The organism is Frankia casuarinae, assembly GCF_000013345.1.
GTDB lineage: Bacteria > Actinomycetota > Actinomycetes > Frankiales > Frankiaceae > Frankia > Frankia casuarinae.
This window is the reverse complement of the sequence record NC_007777.1, coordinates 874,527-897,686: the sequence shown is the minus strand read 5'-3', so window position 1 is coordinate 897,686 and position 23,160 is coordinate 874,527. Positions and strand designations below refer to the sequence as shown.

Sequence of the window (23,160 nt, the reverse complement as noted above, 5' to 3'; positions counted from 1 at the left end):
ACAGTAGGCGCGGCGAGGTCAGTGGATCCGACGAACGTAGGCGATCGCGTCGAGGGGGATGGTCCAGCCGGAGCGGATCTGGCCGCGCCGGGCGAACTCGCCGACGGCGTGTTCGGCCACCTCCAGGAAGTCCGAGCCGACCCGCACCGGCGTCCCGTGCAGGGTCACCCCGTCCACCAGCATGAGCGTGCACGCCGAGCGGTCCCGGACGAGCCCGCGCAGGACGTACCGCAGATCCAGCTTGGCCGCCAGCGGACCCTCATGACCCGGCTGGGCCGAGACCACCGGCAGGTTCTCCACGGCCAGCAGCGACCGCACCGGTACCAGAACCTCCGTCGCGCCGGGCTCGGTGATGAGCAACCAGTCCATCCCGAGGGCCGCCAGGGTGCCGTGCAGGATCTCGGGAGCGCGCTGACCACCCACCACCCGGCAACGTGTCGGGTGTCCGACGACGGGTCGCATCCGATCGATCAACCGCAGGTAGGCAGCCTCCCGTCGGCTGCGGTCCGCGAGCTCGGCGGAGAGCTCGGCGGCCTCGTTCGCCTCCCACTGCAGCTCCAGGTCGGCGAACAGATCCTCCCATCGCATCGATACCCCTTCCCATAAAGGTAGATTTCGCCCACTTCCCCCAGTTGCCCCTCACTCCCTACACAAGCAGGGTTGACAGCGAGATTTCAGGGGTTTACACAAGCAAACATAGGCAAACGAACGAGTTCGACAGCATCCGGCGGACAGGAGCACCCACAATGATCGCGAGGGCGGCTCGACAGACGCTGGCGCGGTTCGCCGGCGCGACCGCGGCCGCAATCACGGCGATCATATTGATCGTTTTCGGCCCCCGGCTGGCCGACCTGCCGGAGAGCGTCGAGGCCGCCCCGGAATGGTTCGCCGCCGCGCCCGAGCAGGCGCTGGCCACGATCATCGGGGGCGTCGCCTGGGTGTGCCTGCTCTGGCTGTGCCTGGGGGTTCTGCTCGGCGCGCTGTCGGCTATCCCCGGCGGAGTCGGCCGGCTCAGCGCGGCGCTGGCCCGCCGGATCGTTCCCCGCACGATCCGGCGGATGCTCGAGATCAGCCTCGGAGTGACACTCGTCACCGGGGTGGCGCCGATCATCGCCGCGGTCCCGGCCTCCGCGGCCACCGGACCTGCGGGGACCGGTGTCAGTGCGGGCGCCACCGCCGCACTGCCCGATCTGGACCGGCCCACCACCGTCGGCCATCCCCCGAACCCGATAGCCGGCTTCCCCGACCTCGATCGCCCCCCGGCCGGCACCTCCGCCGGTCACGCCCCCGCGACACCCCCCGTCTCCTCCACCGGCCCCGTCTCCTCCACCGGCCCCGTCTCCCCTGCCGGCCCCGTCTCCCCTGCCGGCTCCACGTCCTCTCCCGAACCCGGTGCCGGTGCCGTCCCGGCGACCAGCCCCACCCCAACGATCTCGGTTCCCGGTCTCGGTGAGGCGATCCCCGTCGTGGACCTGCACGAGACCACCTCGGCGGCCGGCTCGCCAACGCCGCCCCCAGCCCCGGTTTCCGCCGCCGGCGGAAACCCGGTGCACACCGCCCCTGACCCCGGCGCCCTCACTCGGCTCACCACGGCTCGCACGACCACAGCCGGCTGGCCGGACCTGGACCGACCCGCCACCACCTCCCCGAGCAGCCCGGCCGCGCCCGGCGCGGCCATCACTCCGACACCGTTCAACCCGACATCGTTCAACCCGACATCGTCCGGACCGACATCGTCCAACCCGACATCGTCCGGACCGGCGGCTCCGATCGCATCGGTACCGGCCCGGGATCCGATCGTGCCGCCGGCCCCTCGTGGAACGGGCAGGCCCATGAGCCTCCCGGGTACCGACCGGACCTCTCCCGGCGTCGAGGCGGCGGAAATCGTCGTCCTCCGCGGCGACAGTCTCTGGTCCATCGCGGCCCGTCATCTCGGCCCGAACGCGACGCAGGAGCAGATCGCGGCCGAGTGGCCACGGTGGTGGGCCGCCAACTCCGACCTGATCGGCCACGACCCGAATCTGATCTTCCCCGGCCAACGCCTGAAACCACCCCCCGGGCCCTGACCCCGCCCACCACTTCCGGAGCCTGCCGTGACCGCCACCTACGCCCTGACCCTGCCCCGGCGTCCAGTTCCGGCCCCCGGAATGCGCCGCCTTCCCATCACCCCCCACGAACCGCCCTATGACGACGAGGCCGGCTCCTCGTCGGCCGGCGCCCCGACCGGCTCGTCGACAAGGCCGCCCCGACCCCGGGTGCGGCCGGCCGGACGCACCACCGCCGATCGTCCAGGCCGGCCCGTGACCGCCCCGGGAGGCGGCGGACGCCGCCGTGGCGGCCCGTCGGGACCCGGCGGGCCGCCACGCGGCCGTGGCGGTGCGGACGGCCAGACCGAGCCCGGTGGCACGACGGTCGATCGGACTCCTCGGCACCTCGCCATGCCCGAGCGCACGGTCACGGGCACAGGCATGGGATCAGCGGCGTCACACGCGGTGCCGGGTCTCGATCCGGTAGCCGGTCCGCGGCCGGGACACCCCGCCGGGAGCCGGACGAACCCACCGCCCCGGGAAACGGCGGTGGTCATCGTCAGAGCGATCGTCGAGACGCTCGGCGGGGTGCGCCCGGCCTCGCATCTCGCCGGATGGACGACGCCCCGCCTGCAGAACGATCTCGAACGCATCGTCGCCCAGACCACGGATCGCAGGCGGGGTCAGGTCCGCAGCGTACGGGTCAGCGAACCGCGCCCCGGAGTCGCCGAGGTCTCGGCGGTCATCAGCCGAGGTGCCCGGGTGGCCGCACTCGCGCTGCGCATGGAGTCGTCCAGCGGACGCTGGCGGGTGACGACCCTGCAGGTGGGTTAGTGCGGCCACCGGTCCCGGAGATGGATCACTCGGTGTTGCGGCGCGCCGGGTCGCCGTGGCAGCGCTTGTACTTGCGGCCCGACCCACACGGGCAGGGCGCATTGCGAGCGGGACGCGTGCCCGCACCGGGCTGCGCCGTGCCGGCCTCGCCGCGGGCGGCGCTGAGCGCACCGTCTCCAGCCGGGCGGCCCAGTCCCGACCTGCCATCCACCGTCGTGACCGGCCCGGATCCACCGTCGACCGACGGCGCGGTGTAGCGCAGGCCACCGGTCGGCCGCCGCGGCTCGAGCCCCTTGACGAAGACCGGCAGCGGTGCGGACGGAACCGGTGAAGGGGGTGGCGGAGTCTGACGGGCCGCCGCGGGGCGAACGGGCTGCGCGTCCGCGACGGGACCGGCGCCGTCCGGAATCGTCGGCACCGCCGGAGCGGGCAGGGTCGCGGCTGCGGCCGGCGGTGCGGGAGCAGCGGACACGGCCGGCTCGACGCCCACCGACGTGGCGGCCTCCTCCTGCCCCGCAACCTGGACCTCGACGTTGAACAGCAGCCGGACGGACTCCTCCTTGATGCCCTCCATCATCGTCTGGAACATGTCGAAACCCTCACGCTGGTACTCGACCAGCGGGTCCCGCTGTCCCATCGCCCGCAGCCCGATGCCCTCCTGCAGGTAGTCCATCTCGTAGAGGTGCTCGCGCCACTTGCGGTCCAAGACCGCGAGGACGACCCGTCGCTCCAGCTCCCGCATGATCGGTTCGCTGTCGGGGCCGTCGCCGAGGTCGAGTTCCCGCCGGTCGTACGCCTCCTGCGCGTCGACCTGGATGTCCTCGAGCAGGTGATCGGCAGTGAGCCCGTCTCGATCATCGACATCGGGTGCCACCACACCGACCGGGTAGAGCTGCCCGAGCGCCGTCCAGAGCGTGTCGAGATCCCACTCCTCCGGGTACCCGTCGGCGGTGGCGCCGCGCACGTATCCCTCGACGGTGTCGTCAACGAAGTGACGCACCTGCTCGTGGAGATCGGCACCGCCGAGAACCTTGCGGCGCTCCTCATAGATCACGGTGCGCTGCTTGTTCATGACCTCGTCGTACTTGAGGACGTTCTTGCGGATCTCGAAGTTCTGCCCCTCGACCTGGGTCTGGGCCGACCGGATCGCCCGAGTCACGATCTTCGATTCGATCGGGACGTCCTCGGGGATGTTCAGCCGATCCATGATGCCCTCGACCGCGGCCGCGTTGAACAACCGCATGAGATCGTCACCGAGGGAGAGGTAGAAGCGCGACTCACCGCGGTCGCCCTGCCGGCCGGCCCGGCCACGCAGCTGGTTGTCGATGCGCCGGGACTCGTGCCGCTCGGTGCCGAGCACGTACAGGCCGCCGGCGTCGACGACCTCCTCGTGCTCGGCCTTCACCGACTGCCTGGCCTTCTCCAGGGCCTCCTGCCAGGCCGCCTCATAGTCCTCGGGGGTCTCGATCGGCGAGAGGCCGCGCTGGCGCAGCTCGGCCTGGGCAATGAACTCCGGGTTACCGCCGAGCATGATGTCCGTACCACGACCGGCCATGTTCGTCGCCACCGTGACGGCGCCCTTGCGGCCCGCCTCGGCGATGATGGCCGCCTCCCGCTCGTGGTGCTTGGCGTTGAGCACCTCGTGCGGCACACCACGCTTGCGAAGCTGCTTCGAGAGGTACTCGGACTTCTCGACGCTGGTGGTGCCGACCAGGACCGGTTGGCCCTTCTCGTGCCGCTCGGCGATGTCCTCCACCACGGCGTCGAACTTCGCGATCTCGGTCTTGTAGACGACGTCCGGCTGGTCGAGCCGGACCATCGGCTTGTTCGTCGGGATGGGGACGACCCCGAGCGAGTAGATCTGGTGGAACTCGGCCGCCTCGGTCATGGCGGTACCGGTCATGCCGGAGAGCTTGTCGTAGAGCCGGAAGTAGTTCTGCAGCGTGATCGTCGCGAGGGTCTGGTTCTCCTGCTTGATCTCGACCTTTTCCTTGGCCTCGATCGCCTGGTGCATTCCCTCGCTGTAGCGACGACCGTGGAGCACGCGGCCGGTGAACTCGTCGACGATGAGAACCTCACCGTCGGTAACGATGTAGTCCTTGTCCCGCTTGTAGAGCTCCTTGGCCTTCAGCGAATTGTTCAGGTAGCCCACGAGCGGGGTATTCACCGATTCGTAGAGGTTCTCGATGCCGAGCTGGTCCTCGACCTTCTCAACCCCGGACTCGGTGATGGCCACCGTCCGCTTGCCCTCTTCGACCTCGTAATCGACATCGCGTTCGAGCAGCGGGGCGATCCGGGCAAACTCCGTGTACCACCTGGTCGGATGATCCGCTGGACCGCTGATGATCAACGGCGTGCGGGCCTCGTCGATGAGGATGGAGTCCACCTCGTCGACGACCGCGAAGTTGTGGCCACGCTGGACGAGCTCCTCCGAACTCCAGGCCATGTTGTCACGGAGGTAGTCGAACCCGAACTCGTTGTTGGTGCCGTAGGTGATGTCGCAGGCGTACTGGGCCCGCCGGACCGGCGGCGGCATCTGCGGATGGATCACCCCCACGGTGAGGCCGAGGAAACGATGGACCCGGCCCATGTTCTCGGCGTCGCGCTGGGCGAGGTAGTCGTTGACGGTGATGACGTGCACACCCTTACCGGCCAGCGCGTTGAGGTAGGTCGGCAGGGTCGAGACCAGCGTCTTGCCCTCACCGGTCTTCATCTCGGCGATGTTGCCGAGATGAAGGGCCGCGCCCCCCATGATCTGCACATCGAAATGCCGCTGGCCCAGCGTGCGCCGCGCCGCCTCGCGCACGGCGGCGAAGGCCTCGGGCAGCAGGTCGTCGAGGGTCTCCTTCCCGTCCGCGAGCCGCTGGCGGAACTCGTCGGTCATGCCTCGCAGTTCACCGTCGGACAGGCCGGTGAAGTCGTCCTCGATCAGGTTCACCTGCTCGGCGATCGCCTTGAGCTTGCGCAGGATCCGGCCCTCGCCGGCACGCAAGATCTTGTCTAGTACCACGGGCGAAACTCCTCCGGCAGGCGCGTCGGCGAGGTCACCGACCCCACGATGCTAGCCCTTCGACAGCCGCCTACAACATCCATCCGCGCGCGGTTCCTCCGGCTGGGACCGGTGAGGAGCGGGCGACGGGAAGGGGTGCCGGCGAGCGAGGCCAGGGGTCGTACGGACGGGAACGACCAGAACGGGATGACAACACGGCGTGCATGGTCCGCCCATGCCACGCCGCACTGTCCAACGACCGGGAGCGCGGATGGGTGCCCTGGATCGGCGGCAACGGTGGCGGCCGGTGCAAGGTTGGAGCATGGCACCTCTCGAACCGGCGGAGATCACGGCGGGCCGTCTGCATCTGCGCCCCTGGCACCCCCGGGACGCCGACGCCGTACACCTGGCCTGCCAGGACCCGGAGATAAGCCGGTGGACGAGAGTCCCGACGCCGTATCTGTACCAACACGCGGTGGACTTTGTCTCACGCCAGTCGCCGCAGAGCTGGGCCAGCGGGACCGGGGCGCTGTTCGCGGTGGTGGATGCCACGACCGAGCAACTCCTTGCCTCGGTCGGACTGACGGATCTCTCCGGCGACGGCGACGCGAAGATTGGTTACTGGTGCGCGGCGCCGGCGCGCGGGCGGGCAGTGACCTCCCAGGCCGTTGCCGCGCTGACCCGCTGGGGTTTCGGAGCTCTGGGGCTGGCCCGGATCGAGTGGCGGGCCGCGGTGGGCAACCTCGCGTCTCGCCGCGTGGCCGAGAAGGCCGGCTTCACCGTGGAGGGCACCCTGCGCCGGGCCCTGCTGCTGGGCGACGGTAACCGGAGGGACTGCTGGGTGGGATCGCTCCTACCGGACGATCCCGCGCCGCGGTGACGCCCCCCCGACCGGGCCTCAGGTGATCTCGAGCAGCTTCTCCCGGACCGCGTACACGACCGCCTCCATCCTGGAGTGCAGCTGGAGCTTCTCCAGGATGTTGCGGATGTGGTTCTTGACCGTGTTCTCACTGATGTAGAGCTGCTTGGCGATGTCACGGTTGTTCATGCCCTTGGCGACGAGCCGCAGCACCTCCATCTCCCGGTCGGTCAGCCGGGGGGTAGGGAGCTGCGGACGGTCATCCTTGTTCTTAATCATGGCTGCGAACTCGCTGAGCAGCTTCGACGCCATGGACGGGCTGATGAGGCTCTGCCCCCCGTACACGGCGCGGATGTCCGCGGCGACCTCGTCGATAGAGATCTCCTTCAGCAGGTAGCCCATGGCCCCCGCCTTAATCGCGTCATAGAGGTCGGCCTCCTCGTCGCTGATGGTCAGCATGACGATCTTGGCGCTCGGGACAGCCTCCTTGATGGCGCTCGTGGCGTCGATCCCGCCACGGCGCGGCATCCGCACATCCATGAGCACGATGTCCGGCGCCATCTCCTTAGCCATGGTCACCGCCTCGGCACCGTCCGCGGCCTCCCCGACGACCTCGATGTCAACCTCCTGCCCCAGCACCATCTCCAGCCCACGCCGGAACAGCGCATGGTCGTCAACGATCAGCACCCGGATGGGGTTCGCCTCCGATGGCGTCGGCAGCATCTCCTCAGAGCGCTGCTCCTCCACCGTCATCTGACCTCCCTGGACCACTGCCCGCGGCGCACCGCCCCGCGTGCCTCCACGCGGGGCGGTGCGCCGTGTACTCCGACACCCGAGGCAAATGGTCGCACGTCGGCCGGCGGACGCGGCCTTCAGATCGTCTAAACGGCGGCGGCCGAGCTCACGAAGGCGCCTCGGGTTGGCGACGGCCGCTCGTCCCGCTGATCGGCGCCCGCCGGCCCCGACCTGCCGGCCGCCGCCGAACCGGACAACCGGATGACACCGTAGTCGTAACCGACCCGCCGGTAGACGACGCTGGGGAGGCCAAGATCGACGTCGAGGAAGAGATAGAAATCATGCCCCACCAGTTCCATGTTGGACAGGGCCTCCTCCAGCGACATCGGCTCCGCCTCGTGGGTCTTCTCCCGGACGATCAGCGGAGCCTGCTCGCTCTGCTCGCCCGCACCGATCCTGGCGGTGGATTCGTCGGCCGGGGCGGCGACGACCGGCCTGGATCCGCCGCTGCCGCTCCTTCCGGCGGCACCGGCCTCCTCGGCACCGGTCGGTAGGGCAGCCGCCGGCTTCGTGCCCTCCAACGGCATGAGACTGCCGAGCGGAACCGAGGTGATCCCGGTCGGCTTGGCTCCAGCGTGGTTGGCGTGGTGGCGGACCCGCCGGTCGGCGGCCCGGCGCAGCCGCTCGGCCAGTTTGCCGGCGGCCAGGTCGAGGGCGGCGTAGCAGTCGGCCGCGGCGGCCTCGGCCCGGATCACCGGACCCCGTGAGTACACGGTCAGCTCGACCCGGTCGCAGACGTCGGACAGCCGGGGGTTGCGTTCCTTCGACAGCTCGACATCCACCCGGATGATGTTGGAATTCAGCCGTTCCAACTTGGCGAGCTTGGCCTGGACATGATTGCGGAACCGTTCCGGAACCGCGGTGTGCCTGCCCTTGACCACGATGTCCACGCGATCCACCTCCTGTTCGCCTGTCCGACGCCCACGGCCCTCGCCAAGGCTGCCGACCGTGCGCCGGTGTCTCGGAACTTCCGGAGGGAACCGTCTCCGCGGGGCCGAGACGATCCCCCGGGCGCCCTATCTACGGTTGTCGCACCTTCCCAACGTTCTGCGGCTGGCTGCCCGCATTCGGCTCCCTTCCCTTCAGCGGCGGCGCTACTCCGTCCGCCGGCCCGGTATCCGCACGACGAGTGCACTGCGACCGACAAGCGGTCACTCCCGCTCCGTCGGGCCACTCGGCCGTTGCGCCGACTGCCTGGTCAGGCGGTGCGTACTGGTAGTTTCACCCCGACGGCCCCGTCATTGCGAGCAAGCGGTCCCGTCCGCGCGTCGGGCCCGAAGCGGCCACCACCGCGACGGCGCTCGCCCGCAGGGCGCCGGCTCGTAGGGCCCGTACCGCCTCACCCGCCGTGGCTCCCGTCGTCAGTACGTCGTCGACCACGACGATGCGCGGGTCCGCGGGAGGTCCGTCCGAGAGATCGTCGGCGGCCCGCACCAGCCGGGCCGTGCGGGCAGGACCGACCAGGCCGAAGGCGCCCGTGAGGTTGACGAACCGTGCCGCCGCCCCCAGCCCGGCCTGGTCCGCCGTGTGCCGCACCGGCCGCAGCACGGGAGCGATTCCGACCCGGTGCCCGCGTCGGCGCAGGACCGCGGCCGCCACGGAACACAGCAGCTCGAGGTGGTCGAAACCACGCCGACGCCGCGCGGCGCGGTTCGAAGGCACCGGGACCAGCACCACACCGCGCCCGCGAGGACAGCGACCGGGATGCACGTCGGTGGCACCCACCGCGCCCGACGACACCGCCCGCGCTACCGCGCGGGCGAGCGCACCGCCCAGCGGACCGGCCAGGTCGCGCCGGCCACGCTCCTTGTAGGCGAGAAGGAGCGCCCGGACCCGGTCGGCGTAGCGGGCGGCGGCCAGGCACGGCGGCAGCCCTCGCCGCCACGGGGTGGCCAGGGAGCCCGCGGCGGCGAGGAACACGGGACCACGAAGCTCGGCGACACACGCCGGGCACGCCGACGCCCCCCAGTCGCCGCATCCGGCGCAGGCAAGCGGCATGATCAGATCAGCGAGAATCGCAAGATTCCTGGTGAGCAGGGACAACGTGGCTCGAGGCATGACAGGAAGGATCAGCCGCGGGCCGCGGGCCGACCAGCCCCGAGTGGTGATCTGTGGATACCGCCCCCGGCAGTCGCGAAGCGGCTGTGGACAATCCCGGGCGACGCGGTCGGCCACCGGCCCCGCAGCCGAGGTGGGGCCGGTCTGGCCGGCACGTCCCGGCCGGCACGTCCCGGCCAGCACATCCCGGCCAGACCGCGTAATTCCGCCGGCATCGCCAGCATCCATCCTGGCCGAGAGCACAGAATCCTCACAGTGGCCGCGGCATGCCCACCACAAGCACGGCATCCTTACCTCGACACATCGAACCTCGACACCGAACCTCGACACCGACCGCGACGAGTGGAGACACACCGATGGCCGACGGACCCGGTTGGGCCTCGCCCGGCACCCCGCCGCCCGGCGCCCCGCAGGGCCCGTGGGGACAGTGGCGGTGGGGCCCGGCCGTCCCGAAACCGGGCATCATCCCGCTGCGCCCCCTCGCTCTGGGCGAGATCCTGGACGGCACGTTCGCCACGATCCGCACGAATCCCGGCGCGACCGTCGGGGTGACGGTGGCGGCCGCGGCGGTGGTGGAGACGGTGTCCACCACCGTCGCGATCAGCGGCGAGGACGCGTCGCCGGGCGCCAGGGCCGCCATCACCGTCGCGATGCTCGGTCTCGATCTCATCCTCGGGCTCTTTCTTTCCGGGGTGCTCAGCGTCGTGGTGAGCGAGGCGATCCTGGGAAGCCGAATCACCACAATCGACGCGGTCCGACGGGTCGCGCCGCGGCTGCCCGGCCTGCTCGGCCTCACGGTCATCGTGGCGCTGTCGGTGGTACTGGGGCTGATCGCGCTGCTGGTCGGGGCGATCGTCGTCGGGGTCTACCTGGCGCTGGCCACGCCCGCGTACGTCCTCGAGGGCGGCACCGTGCGCGACGCGCTGCGACGGTCGATCGCGATCGTGCGTGGATCATGGTGGCGGACGTTCGGTATTCTGCTGCTCGCCATGCTGGTGGCGGGGTTCCTCGGTGCGATCTTCGCCATCGCCGCCAGCATCGTGATGGCCTCCTCCGAGTCGGTGTTCGGCGACCCGATCAGGGGTGATCTCACCGTCACCGGCTACATCGTCCAGGCGATCGGCAGTCTGCTCGCCACCGCGATCTCCACGCCGATCGTCTCCGGAGCCGTCGTCCTGCTCTACGTCGACCTCAGGATCAGACGCGAGGGTCTGGACGTGACCCTCGCCGAGGCGGCCCGCGCCCGCACCGCCGGCCTGCGGCCCTCCGGATGACGCTCGGCGGTCCTGTCACTCGGGACGGAGCTCGGGAGGAGGCTCGGCGGGAACTTTCCAGGCACCTCTACAGAAGTTCCGAACCCAGCTGGTGGAGCCGGGCGGTCCGGTGGATCGACGACAGGATCGGGGATCTGGTCCACTGGCTGCTCCCCGGCGGAGACGGCCTCGGCGGAGGGTCGGGTGGTCTCGGGGTCCTCGCGCTCGTCCTCGTACTCGTCGTCGTGGCGGTGGCGCTGCGGTGGTGGCTCGGCCCGGTGCGCCGCAGCGCGCGTACCAGGCGGGAGGATAACGACCTGTCCAGTTCGTCAACCGCGGCGCAGCTGCGTGCCGAGGCTGACGGCCACGCCGCCGGCGGAGCCTATGCGGAGGCGGTTCGGTCCCGGCTACGGGCCATCGTGCGGATGCTGGAGGAGAAGGGCGTGCTCGATCCGCGCCCCGGCCGTACGGCCGGTGAACTCGTCGAGGAGGTGGCGAGAATCGCGCCGTCCCCCGACGGCGGGCAACCCCGGGGCGGAACGGACCGGCCGGGCGCGACGACGGGCGCGGCGGGCGATGGACCCGGCACGGCGTTCGAGCCGGCCGCGGCGCTCGCCGCGGCGGTCGAGGTCTTCAGCGAGATCTGGTACGGCGGGCGCCCGGGGTCCGCGGCCGGCTACCGGGTCCTGGTCGAGGCCGACCGCGCCCTGATCCAGCTGCGTCGCGGCGCAGACGGCGCAGACGGCACAGACGGCACAGACGGCACCGGCGGCACCGGCGGCACCGGCGGCACCGGCACCCTCGCGGTCCCGGCATGACCATCCCCGGCGCCCCGGCGATCACCGGCGACCATCTCGGTGGCGGCGGGACGGCCGGCGGCCGGTCCGGGCGGGGGTCGCCGAGCGCGTTGCGCAGCGGTCCCAGGCCTCCAGCGGTGCGCCGCGGGATCCTCGTGGTGGCCGTCCTCGGCGTCCTGGTCCTCTGTTACGTGGTCGTCTCGGCGCTGGCCGGGCGGCCCGACGGCCAGGCCTACCTGGACGTGGCCTCCGCCGAGCCCGGAGGAACCCGGGCCCTAGCCGAGATCCTGCGGGCACGCGGGATCATCGTCTCCGCCACGGACAACCCTTCCGGCGGCCGGCAGCAGGGGCCGAACCCCGGTGGTCTGGGCGGCGGGGTCGGTCCAGCCGGGGCGGGCGGTAGGGCGACGCTGGTCGTCGTCCATCCGGGACGGCTCACCCATGACGAGCTGATCGCCCTGCTCGGACGGGTCTGGCAGGGCGCCGACGTCGTCCTCGTGGCGCCGGACGCCACGGTGCTCGGTGCCCTAAATGTCGGGGTGGTCACAGCAGGCTCCGCGCCCAGCGGCGAGCAGAGTGATCCACGGTGCCTCCTGCCCGAGGCGACCACGGCCGGAACAACCTCGATCGGCGCCGACGAGACCTTCACCCGCCAGGGCGACGGAGCCGGTCTCGGCGACATGGCGGTCTCGTTGTGCTACGGCGACCCGCACGGCGAGGCACGCCTCGCCGTGCTGACCCCCACCCGATCGGGCTCACCACGCGCCGGTGGCGGGCGGCTGGTACTGCTCGGCTCGGCGGGGTTCCTCACCAACGAACACCTCGGCCGCACGGGGAACGCGGCGCTGGCCCTCGGCCTGCTCGCCCGGCAACCCGTACTGTCCTGGATCACACCCGACGCGGGTGGGGCCGGCGGGGTCGGCACGAAAAGCATGATGGATCTGCTGCCGTCCGCCTTCTGGTGGACCTTTCTGCACATCGTCGTCGTCCTGGCGCTGCTGGCGCTGTGGCGTGGCCGGCGGCTCGGGCCGCCGGTGCCGGAGCCCCTTCCGGTGGTCGTCCGGGCGGCCGAGACGGTCGAGGGACGCGGGCGACTGTACGCGGCGGCACACGCCCGGGACAGGACCGCCGACGCGCTGCGGGCCGGGACGCGCGTCCGGCTGGCCGAACGGATGGGCCTGCCCCTGATCTGGACCCCCGCCGGTTCCCTGAGCCCCGATCCCGTCGCTCTGGTGACCACTGCCAGCGAGCAGACGGGACGGTCACCCTCGGAGATCGGATCGCTCCTGTACGGTTCGGGCATGCCGCCGCAGACCGCCGGACCGCCCGGTCACCTCGGGCGGGCCAGGGACTGGTACCAGTCAGGCCGCTACCCGGCCGAGAACGGACAGCGGGCGGCATCCGGCGGGGCCGGACGGTATCGCGACGGCGGATCCGAGCGGACCGCCGCGGCGGGCGTTCCCCGGGCCGGCGTTCCCCGGGCCGGCGTCGGCGCCCCTCGACGCGATACGCAGGACGCGGCGCTGCTGGCGCTGGCCCACGCGCTCGACGAGCTCGATCGACAGGTAGGCATACGGTGACATCCCCGCGCATCGACGCGCCGACGACAGCCCCCCCGCCCTCGACCGCATCGTCGTCCGCCGCGGCGCCGGGTCCGGGAGAGCAGCCGGCACCACCGGACGCGCAGACGGCCCGCCGGTCCCTGATCGCGCTGCGCGGTGAGGTGGCCAAGGCGGTGATCGGTCAGGACGCGGCGGTCAGCGGGCTCGTCATCGCCCTGCTGTGCCGGGGACACGCACTGCTCGAGGGGGTGCCCGGCGTCGCGAAGACGCTGCTGGTCCGCACGCTCGCGACCGCGTTGGCACTGGACACCAAGCGCCTGCAGTTCACCCCGGACCTCATGCCCGGCGACGTCACCGGCTCGCTGGTGTACGACAACCGCAGTTCCGAGTTCACCTTCCGGGAGGGCCCGGTCTTCACCAACCTCCTGCTGGCCGACGAGATCAACCGGACTCCGCCGAAGACGCAGGCCGCCCTGCTGGAGGTGATGGAGGAGCGTCAGGTCAGTGTGGCGGGCGTCCCGCGGCCGCTGCCGGCCCCCTTCGCAGTCCTCGCCACCCAGAACCCGATCGAACACGAGGGCACCTATCCGCTTCCCGAGGCGCAACTCGACCGCTTCCTGGTGAAGGTGACGCTGCCACTGCCGCCCCGCGACGACGAGGTCCGTGTCCTCGCCCACCATGCGGACGGGTTCGACCCCTCCGACCTGCCCGCCGCGGGGGTCCACCCGGTCGCGGGACCAGCGGACCTCGCGGCGGCCCGCGCCGCGGTGCTCACCGTCGCAGTCCACCCGGAGGTGCTGGCCTACATCGTCGATCTGGCCCGGGCGACCCGCGCGGCACCGTCGGTACAGCTCGGGGTGTCCCCCCGCGGCGCCACCGCGCTGCTGGCGACGGCCCGGGCCTGGGCGTGGCTGTCGGGACGCGGCTATGCGACCCCCGACGATGTCAAGGCGCTGGCCCGGGCAACCCTGCGGCACCGGATCAGCCTCCGTCCGGAGGCCGAACTGGACGGCGTGACGGCCGATGTCGTGCTCGAACAGGTACTCGCCACCGTTCCGGTGCCCCGGTAGGCGGAAACGGTGGCGATCACCGGCCGTACCGTCGCACTGGCCCTGTTCGGGGCGCTGGTCGTCGTCCTGTCCCCCGCCCCGGGCCTGACCCTCGTGCTGGTCGACCTGGTGGTGGTGGGCTTGGTCGCCCTCGACCTCGCCCTGGCGGGTGGGGTCCGCACGCTGGAGTTCAGCCGCTCCGGACCGACCGCCGGGCGGCTGGGTCAGCCCGTTCCGCTGGTGCTCGGCGTCACGAACGGCGGCACCCGCACGGTGCGTGCCCACATCCGCGACGCCTGGCCGCCGTCCTCGGGGTCCCGGCCGCGGGAGCACCGGGTCACCGTTCCGGCGGGGGAGCGGCGCTTCCTGGAGACGACGCTGCATCCGACCCGGCGCGGCGACCGGGAGCCGTTCCGCATCACGATCCGTTCGCTGGGGCCACTCGGCCTCGCCGGCCGGCAGGGACGGCATCACTGCGCATGGCGGGTCCGAGTGCTGCCGCCGTTCACGTCACGCCGCCATCTGCCGGCCGCTCTCGCGCGGCTGCGGGAGGTCGAGGGCGAGGTCGCCATCCGCGGCGCGGGCGCCGGCTGCGAGTTCGACAGCCTGCGGGACTATGTGATCGGCGACGACGTTCGGCTGATCGACTGGCGGGGTACCGCCCGGCGCGGGACCGTCGTCGTCCGTACCTTCCGACCGGAGCGTGACCGCAGGGTCGTCTGCGTACTCGACACGGGTCGGACCTCGGCCGGGCGAATCGGCGATACCCCCCGACTGGACCACGCGCTCGACGCCGCGCTGCTGCTCACCGCGGTGGCGCTACGCGCGGGTGACCAGGTGGGTCTCGTGGCGCACGACAGCGTTCCTCGGATCACCCTGCCAGGCGGGCACGATCACGGGTTGCTCGCCCGGATGAGCGACGCGATGGCCATCCTGGAACCGGCCCTGATCGAGGCCGATCATGGCGGAATCGTGTCGACGGTGCTGCGCGGGACTTCGCGGCGGTCCCTGGTCGTCCTGTTCACCGACCTGGTACCAGCGGTGATCGAGGAGGGGCTGCTCCCGGCTCTGCCGACGCTGGCCGCGCGGCACACTGTCGTGGTCGCGGCGCTGCGCGACCCGCGCGTGGACGAGATGACGACCGGCCGAGGTGACGTCCGTGAGGTGTACGCGGCCGCGGCGGCCGAACAGACTCTGCTGCGGCGACGGGAGCTCACCGAGACGCTGCGCCGCCGCGGGGTCGAGGTGGTGGACGCACCGCCGAGCGGCTACGCGGCGGCCGTCACCGACATCTACCTCACCTTGAAATCCCTCGGCCGGCTCTAGACGACTATCTCAGCGAAATCATCGAAGGTGATTTCGCGAGGTGCCGGCCGGGCCGGCCGGTGTCCCCGGATGGTTCCGTGGCGGTAGACGGTACTCTGACCAGCATGGTCCGGGGATGGCCGCTGCCAAGGCGGCGTCACGGGACATCGCACCGACCGCGTCGCGCCCTTGTCCAGGAGGCCGGTTTCCGCGGTTCTTGGCCGGCCGAGGCACACCATGCCCCTCCCACCGCCCGGCCCGAGGCCGGCGCGACCCGAGAGTCCGCGCTCCGGCGCCCATCCGCGAGGGTGGGGCATCTCAGGAGGTCTTCCATGCAACGCCCACGGCGGCCTGCCGCTCTCGCGCTGGTGGTCGCGGCGGTACTGGCACTCGCGTCCTGCGCGTCGTCGGGTGGTTCGACCCCGGGCTCGTCGGGCACCACCGGGTCGGCCTCCCTTCACCTGGTCAAGCCCGGCCAGCTGACCATCGCCACCGGCTCACCGGCATATGAGCCGTGGTTCGCCGACGGCAGACCGGAGAGCGGCCAGGGATTCGAGAGCGCAGTCGCCTACGCCGTCGCCGCGAAACTCGGTTTCACCGCGGCGCAGGTGCACTGGATGAACGTGCCGTTCAACAGTTCGTTCGCACCCGGCGCGAAGAACTTCGACTTCGACATCAACGAGATCTCGATCACGCCGGAACGGCGGCAGGCAGTCGACTTCAGCAGCGGCTACTACGACGTCGCGCAGGCCGTCGTGGCGCTCAGATCCTCACGTATCGCGCACGTGACGACTCTCGCCGGGCTGAAGAACGCCAAGCTCGGCGCCGCGATCGGCACGACGAGTCTGACCGCCATCAACAAGCAGGTGAAACCGGCAGCGCAGCCGGCCGTCTTCAACGACACCAACGAGGCCGAGACCGCGTTGGAGAACGGCCCGATCGACGGGATCGTCGTCGACCTGCCCACCGCGTTCAAACTGACCGCCACCGAGATCGAGAATTCCGTCATCATCGGTCAGTTTCCCTCGACCGGCGAGCCCGAGCAGTTCGGCCTGCTGTTCGAGAAGGGTAATCCGCTGGTGCGCAACGTCAACGCCGCGCTGGCGGAACTGACCGCCAGCGGCGAGCTCAGGAGGATCACCGAGCAGTGGCTTTCAACCACGGCCGGAGCCCCCGTTCTGAAAACCGATGGTGCTCGCCACCCATGAGATGGTGCCGGGTAGTCGGTGTACCCGCGCTCAGGCCACCGGGAGCAGGTCGGCGCCGCCGCGTCCGGTGTCGATGTCACCGGTCTCTCCGGCCGCGGCCGCCCGGCCGCCATACAGCCGGACGTAGGCGATGAAGCCGCCGAACGCTACCGCGCCGATCCCGATCCGGATCGCCGTGGGCAACCCCGACGGGGTCACGAACGCCTCGATCAGCCCGGAGGCGGCCAGCACGAGCGCCATCCCCATCGTGATGGCCACCGCCGCGCGCCCCTCGGCGGCCAAGGCCTCCACCCGCCTGCGCGGACCCGGCGCAATGATCGTCCAACCGAGACGCAGCCCGACCCCGCCCGCGACGAACACGACCGTGAGCTCCAGCAGGCCGTGCGGGAGGATCAGGCCGAAGAACTGCCCGCTCTCCCCACAGCTGGACATGTATCCGCCGACGACGCCGAGATTCAGCGCGTTCAGCAACATGACCAGCAGGGTCGGGAGACCCAGCAGCACCCCGGAGACCACCGCCTGCGCGGCCACCCAGGCGTTGTTCGTCCACACCTGGCTGGCGAAGGACGAGGCCGGATTCTCGGTGTAGTAGGACGCGAAGTCGTGGCGGCACAGATCCGCGACCGCGTCCGGCGCACGCAGGTTCGCCTGCACCTCGGCGTCGTGCACGACCCACAGACCGACGGCCAGCGCGACGAGCAGGGAACCGAGCGCCGTCGCGACAGCCCACCATCGGCGTTCGTACACGGCCACCGGAAACGTCACCGCGAAGAAACGGCCGACGACATGCCAGCCGGGGTCGGGTGCGCCGCCCACCGCCGCCCGGCCTCGCGCCACCAGGTTCGTCAGATCGTCGACCAGGGTCGTGTCGTACGACCGGCTGCGGATGACCGAGAGGTGGGTAGCCGTGCGCTGGTACAACTCGACCAGTTCGTCGAGCTCGTCCGGTGCCATCCGCCGCGGCCGGCCGGCCTTGTCGACGAGCCGACCAAGCCGGACCCATTCCGGACGGTGCACGGCGACGTACGCATCGAGATCCATGGCGGTCTCATCCTCCCAGCCCGTCGAGATCCTCCCAGACCTCGAGCCGCACGCGTCCGAACCGTCCTCACCGCCGTCGGCGGCACCACCCGGCGAGGAGGATCGAACCGGGCGGCGTAAGCCATAAGGTGATGTCCGGATACCCATCGAGGTCCCGGGGGGCCCAGATGAACCAGGTCGTCACGGGAAAGGGATCCGCCGGTCTCGCCGGCACGGGTGTCCTCACGGGTGAGGCGATCGTCACAGGTGAAGCGATCACCATCGAACTGCGGGTGGCTCGGCTGGGCTCCCGTCTGATCGCCGGCCTGCTCGACCTGCTCATCCAGCTCTACATCCTCTACGCGGTCGGCGCCGCGGCCCTGCTGATCGTGCGGCCCGACAACGACGCCCTGATCGCCGCGGTATTCCTGCTGGTCTACGTCGGCGTCGTGCTCGGGTATCCGGTCACCTGCGAGACGCTGACGCGCGGGCGGACCCTCGGCAAGATGGCCATGGGGCTGCGTGTCGTCCGCGACGACGGAGGTCCCATCCACTTCCGGCACGCGTTCGCCCGGGGTCTGGTCGGGGCGGTCGTCGAACGTCCCGGACTGCTACTGGGCCTGCCCGCGGTGATCAGCATGCTGGTGTCGAAACACGCGAAGCGGCTGGGGGACGTCTTCGCCGGCACGGTCGTCCTGCAGGCCAGCGTGCCGCGCCCTGGCGGAGCGCCGCCGTCCGTCCCGCCCCAGCTCGTCGGCTGGGCCGCCACCCTCGACCTCACCGGGTTGGATGATGCTCTGGCCCTGCGTGCCCGCCAGTTCCTCGGCCGGGCGCACGAGCTGTCCCCGCAAGCCCTCGAACGCCTCGGCAGCGGGCTGGTCCGGCAGGTGCGGGCCGTCGTGACACCACCGCCGCCGCCCGGCACGCCGGGCTGGGCCTACCTGTCCGCCGTGTTGGCCGAGCGAACCCGGCGTGCCTACCATCGGCTGACGGCGAACCGGCCGAGATCGATACCCTCTCCCGTCTTCTCCCCGTACCCGACGGCCCAGTACCCGACGGCCCAGTACCCGACGGCCCAGTACCCGACGGCCCAGTACCCGACGGCCCAGTACCCGACGGCCCAGTACCCGACGGCCCAGTACCCGACGGCCCAAGACCAATCCCCGCCACCCCCCTACCCCACGGCCCCGCAACCCCCGCCGGGCCGGTAACCCCCGCCGCCCTCACCGGTCCCCGGCAGGCAGCCAGCCCATCATCCGGCCGCACCCGCCCGGACCAGCCGGGACACGCACCATCAGATCCACACTTCCTTAACGTCTGCTAAACAATGTGGGGCGTACCGCACACACCGGACGTGGCGGCTGGTCCGCCGGTGAAACGCTCGTCTAGCGTTACCTAGGAATCAGACCGTCCGCACCAACCGCCTCGAACCCGGCGCGCACCCGCTGCCACGTCGCACCGGGTTCGAGGCGGTGATGCCGGTGAGCGACCAAGTGCCGGCTCACGCATGCTGGACAGGTCCCAGGAAGACTCCGGCCCTTGCGCCGGTCCACGGAGGGGGTGACGTTGACGTCTGTCGGACGGGAGTCGAGCACTCCATCTCAAGCCACCCCGCCCCCGCGCGCGAGCAAGCCGGCCGACCCGAGCAAGCCGGCCCGGCCGGGTGTCCCGTCGCGCGCCGTCGCGCCGGAACGTGCCCCCGCCCCGCCCCGATCCGCCGCATCGCCCCGATCCGCCGCATCGCCCCGATCCGCCGCATCGCCCCGATCCGCCAGGCCATCCCGATCCGCCAGGCCGGGCAACGTGGCGAGCGGCGTCACCTATGCGGACGACGGCGCTTCCGCGCGTCGCTCCCCCGGCGGCACGGGCGACGGTCCGGCCGCAGCCGGCGCGGCCGGGGCCGGTGGAGCGGGTAGGCCGCTCAACCCCCGTCCGCCCGTGAACCGGCGTCGGGTCCTGAAGAAGATGGGGCTGACGGCGATCGTTCTGGGGCTGGTCGTCGCGTTGTTGTCCCTGCCGTTCGTCGGTGCGGTCGGCCTGTTCGCCAAGGAAAGCGCGGACCACTTCCTCGGGCTGCCCGGCGAGCTCGTCACGCCTCCGTTGCCGCAGAGTTCGACGATTCTGGCCGCCGACGGATCAGTGATTGCCACGTTGCGCGGCGCCGAGAACCGCATCGTCGTGCCCGGCAACGAGATCCCGAAGATCATGCGCGAGGCGATCGTCTCGATCGAGGACGCCCGCTTCTACAAGCACGGCGGCGTCGACCCACAGGGCGTCTTCCGCGCCGCGCTGCGCAACAGCGAGGCCGGCGGAGTCGCTCAGGGCGGTTCGACGCTGACTCAGCAGTACGTCAAGAACGTGCTGCTGCAGAACGCCCGCACCACGCGGGAGCGAGAGGTCGTGGCCGGAGACTCCCTGGACCGCAAGATCCAGGAACTCCGGTACGCCCTGGACATCGAGAAGCGGTTCTCCAAGGACGAAATCCTGGAGCGCTACCTCAACATCGCGTATTTCGGTGACGGCGCGTACGGGATCGGCACCGCCGCCGAGCACTACTTCGGGGTGCCCATCTCCCAGGTCACCCTCGAACAGGCGGCGCTGCTAGCCGGGCTCGTGCAGAGTCCGTCCCGGTACAACCCCGCAGCTCACCCGGAGGCCGCGCTGGCCCGGCGCAACACCGTGCTGGACAAGATGGCCGCCGAGGGGTATGTCTCTACCACCCAGGCGGAGGCGGCGAAGCAGCTGCCGCTGAACGTCGTGAAAGCCCCGCCGCCAGCCGCGGACTCCTGCGAGACGTCGTCGGCGCCGTTCTTCTGCGACTACGTGCGCTCCCAGCTGCGGGCGAGCCCGGCGCTCGGTTCCACCCTGGAGGAACGCAACCGACGCATCTACGAGGGCGGCCTGGTCATCAGGACCACTCTCGACCCACTGGTGCAGCAGGCGGCGCAGGACGCCGTCAACTCGACCATATCGCCGAGCAACCGGGTGTCGGCGACCGAGGTCGTCATCCAGCCCGGTACCGGCAACATCCTCGCCATGGCAGTGAACCGGGTGTACGGCTCGAACACAGCAGCCAACCAGACGGTGGTGCCGCTGCCGACCAACGCCACCTTCCAGCCCGGGTCGACGTTCAAGACCTTCGTGCTCGCCGCCGCGCTCGAACAGGGCTACGGCACCTCGACGGCCTTCTACTCCCCGGCCTGCTACGAGAGCAAGAAGTTCCCGTTGGACCGCGGTGAGGGCGACTGCCCCAGGGGTTTCTCGAACTCCGATCCCGCCGAGGCCGGCATCTACGACATCCCCAAGGGCACCTGGGACTCGGTGAACACCTTCTACGTGCAGCTCGCGGAGAAGACCGGCATCCCGGCGGTCCTGGAGATGGCCAAACGCCTGGGCGTCACACCGCCGAAGGCGGACAAGATCGGCTCCACCGACGGGGCCACCGCCATCGGTGGCGGCCAGTACATGTACGTTTCCCCGTTGCAGATGGCCGACGCCTACGCGACGATCGCCGGCGGCGGGGTGCGCTGCACGCCCCGCTTCGCCACCGGGGCCGTCGACTCCAGCCACGACCCGATCGACATCGCCCAGCCGCCGCAGTGCGAACAGGTACTCGCCAAGGGTGTCGCCGACACCGTGACCAGCGTGCTCGCCGGCGTCCCGCTCCACGGGACCGGGACCAAGGCGGCCATCGACCGCCCCTCGGCGGGCAAGACCGGCACCACCGACGAGTTCTCGGCCGCCTGGTATGTCGGCTTTACCCCGCAGATCACCGCAGCGGTAGCCGTCGGCGATCCCATGGGAGCGGAGAGCCACCCGCTGCGGGGCGTCGTCGCCGACGGCCGGACCTGGCCCCGTGTCTTCGGCGGCGACCTGCCCGCGATCATCTGGAGCAAGTCGATGCGGGCCGCCCTAGCCAACCAGCCGGTAGTCCCGTTGCCCGGTGCCGATCCGACCGTCGCGCGCGGCATCAAGGGAGGTCTGCAGAACACCCCGCCAGCGCCGGCACCCGGTCAGGGCCTCGGCGACCTGTTGCAGAACCTGGGTCAGCAGATCTTCCCTGGCACGGGCGGGCAGCCGCAGGGAGGCGGCACCCCGCTCGGCCAGCCCGGCACGGACCAGAGCGGGCAGAACCAGGGACAGCCGCAGCAACCCCAGAACGGCGCCGAACCGGGATCCGGCAGAGGGGATCAGCCTGCCGCCCACTAGCCCGCCTTCCGGCGGTCTGTCAGCGCCTGAGGTCTGTCAGCGCCTGAGGTCATGGGCGGCGGGTACCTGCACGGGATCGACCCCGAGCGCCAAGGCGAGATAAACGGCCGTGTAGTCGAACAGGCCGATGAGTGAGGCGAGCCGTTCCAACGGCCCGCCGCCGTCGGCGCGCAGTTCGGTGACGCCGACGCCTCGCTCGGCCGCCACCGCCACCGCCGCCTCGGCCTGCCGGGCGACATCCGGACGTTCGACGTCGGGATCGCGCAGCAGGACCAGGCGGAGCCGGATCGACTCGTCCTCCTCGGCGCGGTCGCGGAAGAAGTCGTCGAGGTCGTCGCGCGCCGGGTCGCCAGCCGCCGCGAGACCCGCCCCGAAGGCACCGTCGAACAGCGCGACCTGGTGGCGGGCGGGATGCGGCAGCGCCCCGGCGATGGCCGGATACTTCGCGCTCGTCGCGAGCTGGGTGACGGCACGTTCGGCCACCACGTTCGTCACCGGTGAGGTTCCCCAGATGAGCGGCAACGTACCGGCCAGCTCGAGCGCGAGCGTCTTCGCCGGATTGACGAACGACTCGCTGGACGAACGGCAACGGGTCGCGACGTCCTCGAGGCGGACGGCGGCCGCCTCGATCGCCTCGTCCGCCACCCGCGCGATACCCAGGGCCCGGGCGACGATGATCAGTGGCAGCGACAACGACCACAGGACGGCACGAGCGGGCCGCTCCGCCGAAGTCACGACGAGGGGCGCACCGGCCACCCCGGCCAGGTAGGCCAGGGGGGTGTCGGCAGGGGCGACCACGGCCACCCGCGCGCCGCGCCGGTTCGCCTCCTCCACCGCCGAACAGGTCTCCGCGGAGGCACCGGACGCCGACACCGCGAGGACGATGTCGGCCACCCCCACCCAGCCCGGAAGGCCGTAGGTGTGGTGACCGATGACGGGCACCGGGCTGGCCGGCCCGGCGACGGCGGCGAGCACCTCGGCGGCCAGCGCCGCGCCGCCCACACCCACCACGACGACCGCCCGGGGCCGTCCGTCGGCGGCGAGGCGACCGACCCCGGCCTCCTGGGCGAGGGTGGCACCGCGACGGACCTGGCGGGCGGCGGAGGCGATGTGCGGCAGGAGACCGCCGGCGTGACCGGCGTCGATCCGGGCGGTGTCGTCGAGGATCGCCTCGTCGAGATACACGTCGAGGCCG

General features: G+C 71.3%; 18 protein-coding genes. 11 read left to right on the top strand and 7 right to left on the bottom strand.

Annotated elements, in window-relative coordinates; all coding sequences use genetic code 11:
* Positions 1–18: 18 nt before the first annotated feature.
* Positions 19–588 (bottom strand): hypothetical protein, encoded by a 570-nt coding sequence (locus tag FRANCCI3_RS03875; RefSeq protein ID WP_011435223.1) that lies wholly within the window; start codon positions 586–588, stop codon positions 19–21.
* A 158-nt stretch (positions 589–746) separates the two neighbouring features.
* Here FRANCCI3_RS03875 and FRANCCI3_RS28660 point away from each other — a divergent pair, with 158 nt between their 5' ends.
* Positions 747–2,066 carry a LysM peptidoglycan-binding domain-containing protein gene (locus tag FRANCCI3_RS28660; RefSeq protein ID WP_011435222.1) on the top strand — a complete coding sequence of 440 codons (1,320 nt, stop codon included), beginning with the start codon at positions 747–749 and terminating at the stop codon, positions 2,064–2,066.
* 81 nt (positions 2,067–2,147) lie between these two features.
* Complete coding sequence (locus tag FRANCCI3_RS03865; protein WP_308726848.1) at positions 2,148–2,861, top strand: Rv3235 family protein; 714 nt, start codon at positions 2,148–2,150, stop codon at positions 2,859–2,861.
* A gap of 25 nt (positions 2,862–2,886) precedes the next feature.
* On the opposite strand, the gene secA is transcribed toward FRANCCI3_RS03865, so the two are convergent.
* Complete coding sequence (gene secA, locus FRANCCI3_RS03860; RefSeq protein WP_011435220.1) at positions 2,887–5,871, bottom strand: preprotein translocase subunit SecA; 2,985 nt, start codon at positions 5,869–5,871, stop codon at positions 2,887–2,889.
* A gap of 301 nt (positions 5,872–6,172) precedes the next feature.
* On the opposite strand from secA, the gene FRANCCI3_RS03855 reads away from it, so the two are divergent.
* Entirely contained in the window at positions 6,173–6,730 is a 558-nt protein-coding gene (locus FRANCCI3_RS03855; protein WP_035940907.1) for a GNAT family N-acetyltransferase, read from the top strand.
* A gap of 18 nt (positions 6,731–6,748) precedes the next feature.
* On the opposite strand, the gene FRANCCI3_RS03850 is transcribed toward FRANCCI3_RS03855, so the two are convergent.
* The 3 genes from FRANCCI3_RS03850 to FRANCCI3_RS03840 form a co-directional block, all read right to left on the bottom strand.
* The gene (locus FRANCCI3_RS03850; protein ID WP_011435218.1) at positions 6,749–7,462 is read right to left on the bottom strand and encodes a response regulator; all 714 of its coding nucleotides are present in this window, start codon (positions 7,460–7,462) and stop codon (positions 6,749–6,751) included.
* 128 nt (positions 7,463–7,590) lie between these two features.
* Positions 7,591–8,394, bottom strand: coding sequence for a ribosome hibernation-promoting factor, HPF/YfiA family (gene hpf, locus FRANCCI3_RS03845; protein ID WP_011435217.1), 804 nt, complete (start codon positions 8,392–8,394; stop codon positions 7,591–7,593).
* 331 nt (positions 8,395–8,725) lie between these two features.
* Positions 8,726–9,562 carry a ComF family protein gene (locus tag FRANCCI3_RS03840; RefSeq protein ID WP_011435216.1) on the bottom strand — a complete coding sequence of 279 codons (837 nt, stop codon included), beginning with the start codon at positions 9,560–9,562 and terminating at the stop codon, positions 8,726–8,728.
* A gap of 356 nt (positions 9,563–9,918) precedes the next feature.
* Between FRANCCI3_RS03840 and FRANCCI3_RS03835 the strand changes: the two genes are divergently transcribed.
* The 6 genes from FRANCCI3_RS03835 to FRANCCI3_RS03810 all read left to right on the top strand — a co-directional run bounded on the left by FRANCCI3_RS03835 (position 9,919) and on the right by FRANCCI3_RS03810 (position 16,736).
* Positions 9,919–10,836, top strand: coding sequence for a hypothetical protein (locus tag FRANCCI3_RS03835; protein ID WP_023839914.1), 918 nt, complete (start codon positions 9,919–9,921; stop codon positions 10,834–10,836).
* Positions 10,833–11,633 (top strand): DUF4129 domain-containing protein, encoded by an 801-nt coding sequence (locus tag FRANCCI3_RS03830; RefSeq protein WP_011435214.1) that lies wholly within the window; start codon positions 10,833–10,835, stop codon positions 11,631–11,633. The genes FRANCCI3_RS03835 and FRANCCI3_RS03830 overlap by 4 nt, the downstream gene beginning before the upstream one ends.
* Positions 11,630–13,192, top strand: a complete 1,563-nt coding sequence (locus tag FRANCCI3_RS03825; protein WP_023839912.1) for a DUF4350 domain-containing protein — start codon at positions 11,630–11,632, stop codon at positions 13,190–13,192. Before FRANCCI3_RS03830 ends, FRANCCI3_RS03825 begins: the two co-directional genes overlap by 4 nt.
* Positions 13,189–14,244 carry an AAA family ATPase gene (locus FRANCCI3_RS03820; protein ID WP_011435212.1) on the top strand — a complete coding sequence of 352 codons (1,056 nt, stop codon included), beginning with the start codon at positions 13,189–13,191 and terminating at the stop codon, positions 14,242–14,244. Before FRANCCI3_RS03825 ends, FRANCCI3_RS03820 begins: the two co-directional genes overlap by 4 nt.
* Before the next feature lie 9 nt (positions 14,245–14,253).
* The gene (locus FRANCCI3_RS03815; RefSeq protein WP_011435211.1) at positions 14,254–15,549 is read left to right on the top strand and encodes a DUF58 domain-containing protein; all 1,296 of its coding nucleotides are present in this window, start codon (positions 14,254–14,256) and stop codon (positions 15,547–15,549) included.
* Between the two features lie 311 nt (positions 15,550–15,860).
* Positions 15,861–16,736: an ABC transporter substrate-binding protein gene (locus FRANCCI3_RS03810; RefSeq protein ID WP_011435210.1), complete on the top strand. Its 876-nt coding sequence runs from the start codon at positions 15,861–15,863 to the stop codon at positions 16,734–16,736.
* A 30-nt stretch (positions 16,737–16,766) separates the two neighbouring features.
* Here FRANCCI3_RS03810 and FRANCCI3_RS03805 read toward each other — a convergent pair whose 3' ends face one another.
* Positions 16,767–17,777 carry a stage II sporulation protein M gene (locus FRANCCI3_RS03805; RefSeq protein WP_011435209.1) on the bottom strand — a complete coding sequence of 337 codons (1,011 nt, stop codon included), beginning with the start codon at positions 17,775–17,777 and terminating at the stop codon, positions 16,767–16,769.
* A gap of 167 nt (positions 17,778–17,944) precedes the next feature.
* Here FRANCCI3_RS03805 and FRANCCI3_RS03800 point away from each other — a divergent pair, with 167 nt between their 5' ends.
* On the top strand, positions 17,945–18,967 hold the full coding sequence (locus FRANCCI3_RS03800) for an RDD family protein (protein ID WP_011435208.1): 1,023 nt from the start codon (positions 17,945–17,947) through the stop codon (positions 18,965–18,967).
* Positions 18,968–19,721: 754 nt separating this feature from the next.
* Positions 19,722–21,965 carry a transglycosylase domain-containing protein gene (locus FRANCCI3_RS03795; protein ID WP_148214902.1) on the top strand — a complete coding sequence of 748 codons (2,244 nt, stop codon included), beginning with the start codon at positions 19,722–19,724 and terminating at the stop codon, positions 21,963–21,965.
* Between the two features lie 36 nt (positions 21,966–22,001).
* Here FRANCCI3_RS03795 and FRANCCI3_RS03790 read toward each other — a convergent pair whose 3' ends face one another.
* A complete protein-coding gene (locus FRANCCI3_RS03790) occupies positions 22,002–23,150 on the bottom strand; it encodes an SIS domain-containing protein (protein ID WP_011435206.1) in 1,149 nt (382 codons plus the stop codon).
* Positions 23,151–23,160 lie beyond the last annotated feature (10 nt).

What these genes read in the sequence shown, in the direction of transcription:
- FRANCCI3_RS03865 (WP_308726848.1), top strand. Translation starts at nt 2,148, where the DNA reads ATGCGCCGCCTTCCCATCACCCCCCACGAACCGCCCTATGACGACGAG.
- FRANCCI3_RS03830 (WP_011435214.1), top strand. Translation starts at nt 10,833, where the DNA reads ATGACGCTCGGCGGTCCTGTCACTCGGGACGGAGCTCGGGAGGAGGCT.
- FRANCCI3_RS03840 (WP_011435216.1), bottom strand. Translation starts at nt 9,562, where the DNA reads ATGCCTCGAGCCACGTTGTCCCTGCTCACCAGGAATCTTGCGATTCTC.
- FRANCCI3_RS28660 (WP_011435222.1), top strand. Translation starts at nt 747, where the DNA reads ATGATCGCGAGGGCGGCTCGACAGACGCTGGCGCGGTTCGCCGGCGCG.
- FRANCCI3_RS03800 (WP_011435208.1), top strand. Translation starts at nt 17,945, where the DNA reads ATGAACCAGGTCGTCACGGGAAAGGGATCCGCCGGTCTCGCCGGCACG.
- FRANCCI3_RS03805 (WP_011435209.1), bottom strand. Translation starts at nt 17,777, where the DNA reads ATGGATCTCGATGCGTACGTCGCCGTGCACCGTCCGGAATGGGTCCGG.
- FRANCCI3_RS03875 (WP_011435223.1), bottom strand. Translation starts at nt 588, where the DNA reads ATGCGATGGGAGGATCTGTTCGCCGACCTGGAGCTGCAGTGGGAGGCG.
- FRANCCI3_RS03795 (WP_148214902.1), top strand. Translation starts at nt 19,722, where the DNA reads ATGGGGCTGACGGCGATCGTTCTGGGGCTGGTCGTCGCGTTGTTGTCC.
- FRANCCI3_RS03835 (WP_023839914.1), top strand. Translation starts at nt 9,919, where the DNA reads ATGGCCGACGGACCCGGTTGGGCCTCGCCCGGCACCCCGCCGCCCGGC.
- FRANCCI3_RS03810 (WP_011435210.1), top strand. Translation starts at nt 15,861, where the DNA reads ATGCAACGCCCACGGCGGCCTGCCGCTCTCGCGCTGGTGGTCGCGGCG.
- FRANCCI3_RS03825 (WP_023839912.1), top strand. Translation starts at nt 11,630, where the DNA reads ATGACCATCCCCGGCGCCCCGGCGATCACCGGCGACCATCTCGGTGGC.
- FRANCCI3_RS03855 (WP_035940907.1), top strand. Translation starts at nt 6,173, where the DNA reads ATGGCACCTCTCGAACCGGCGGAGATCACGGCGGGCCGTCTGCATCTG.
- FRANCCI3_RS03850 (WP_011435218.1), bottom strand. Translation starts at nt 7,462, where the DNA reads ATGACGGTGGAGGAGCAGCGCTCTGAGGAGATGCTGCCGACGCCATCG.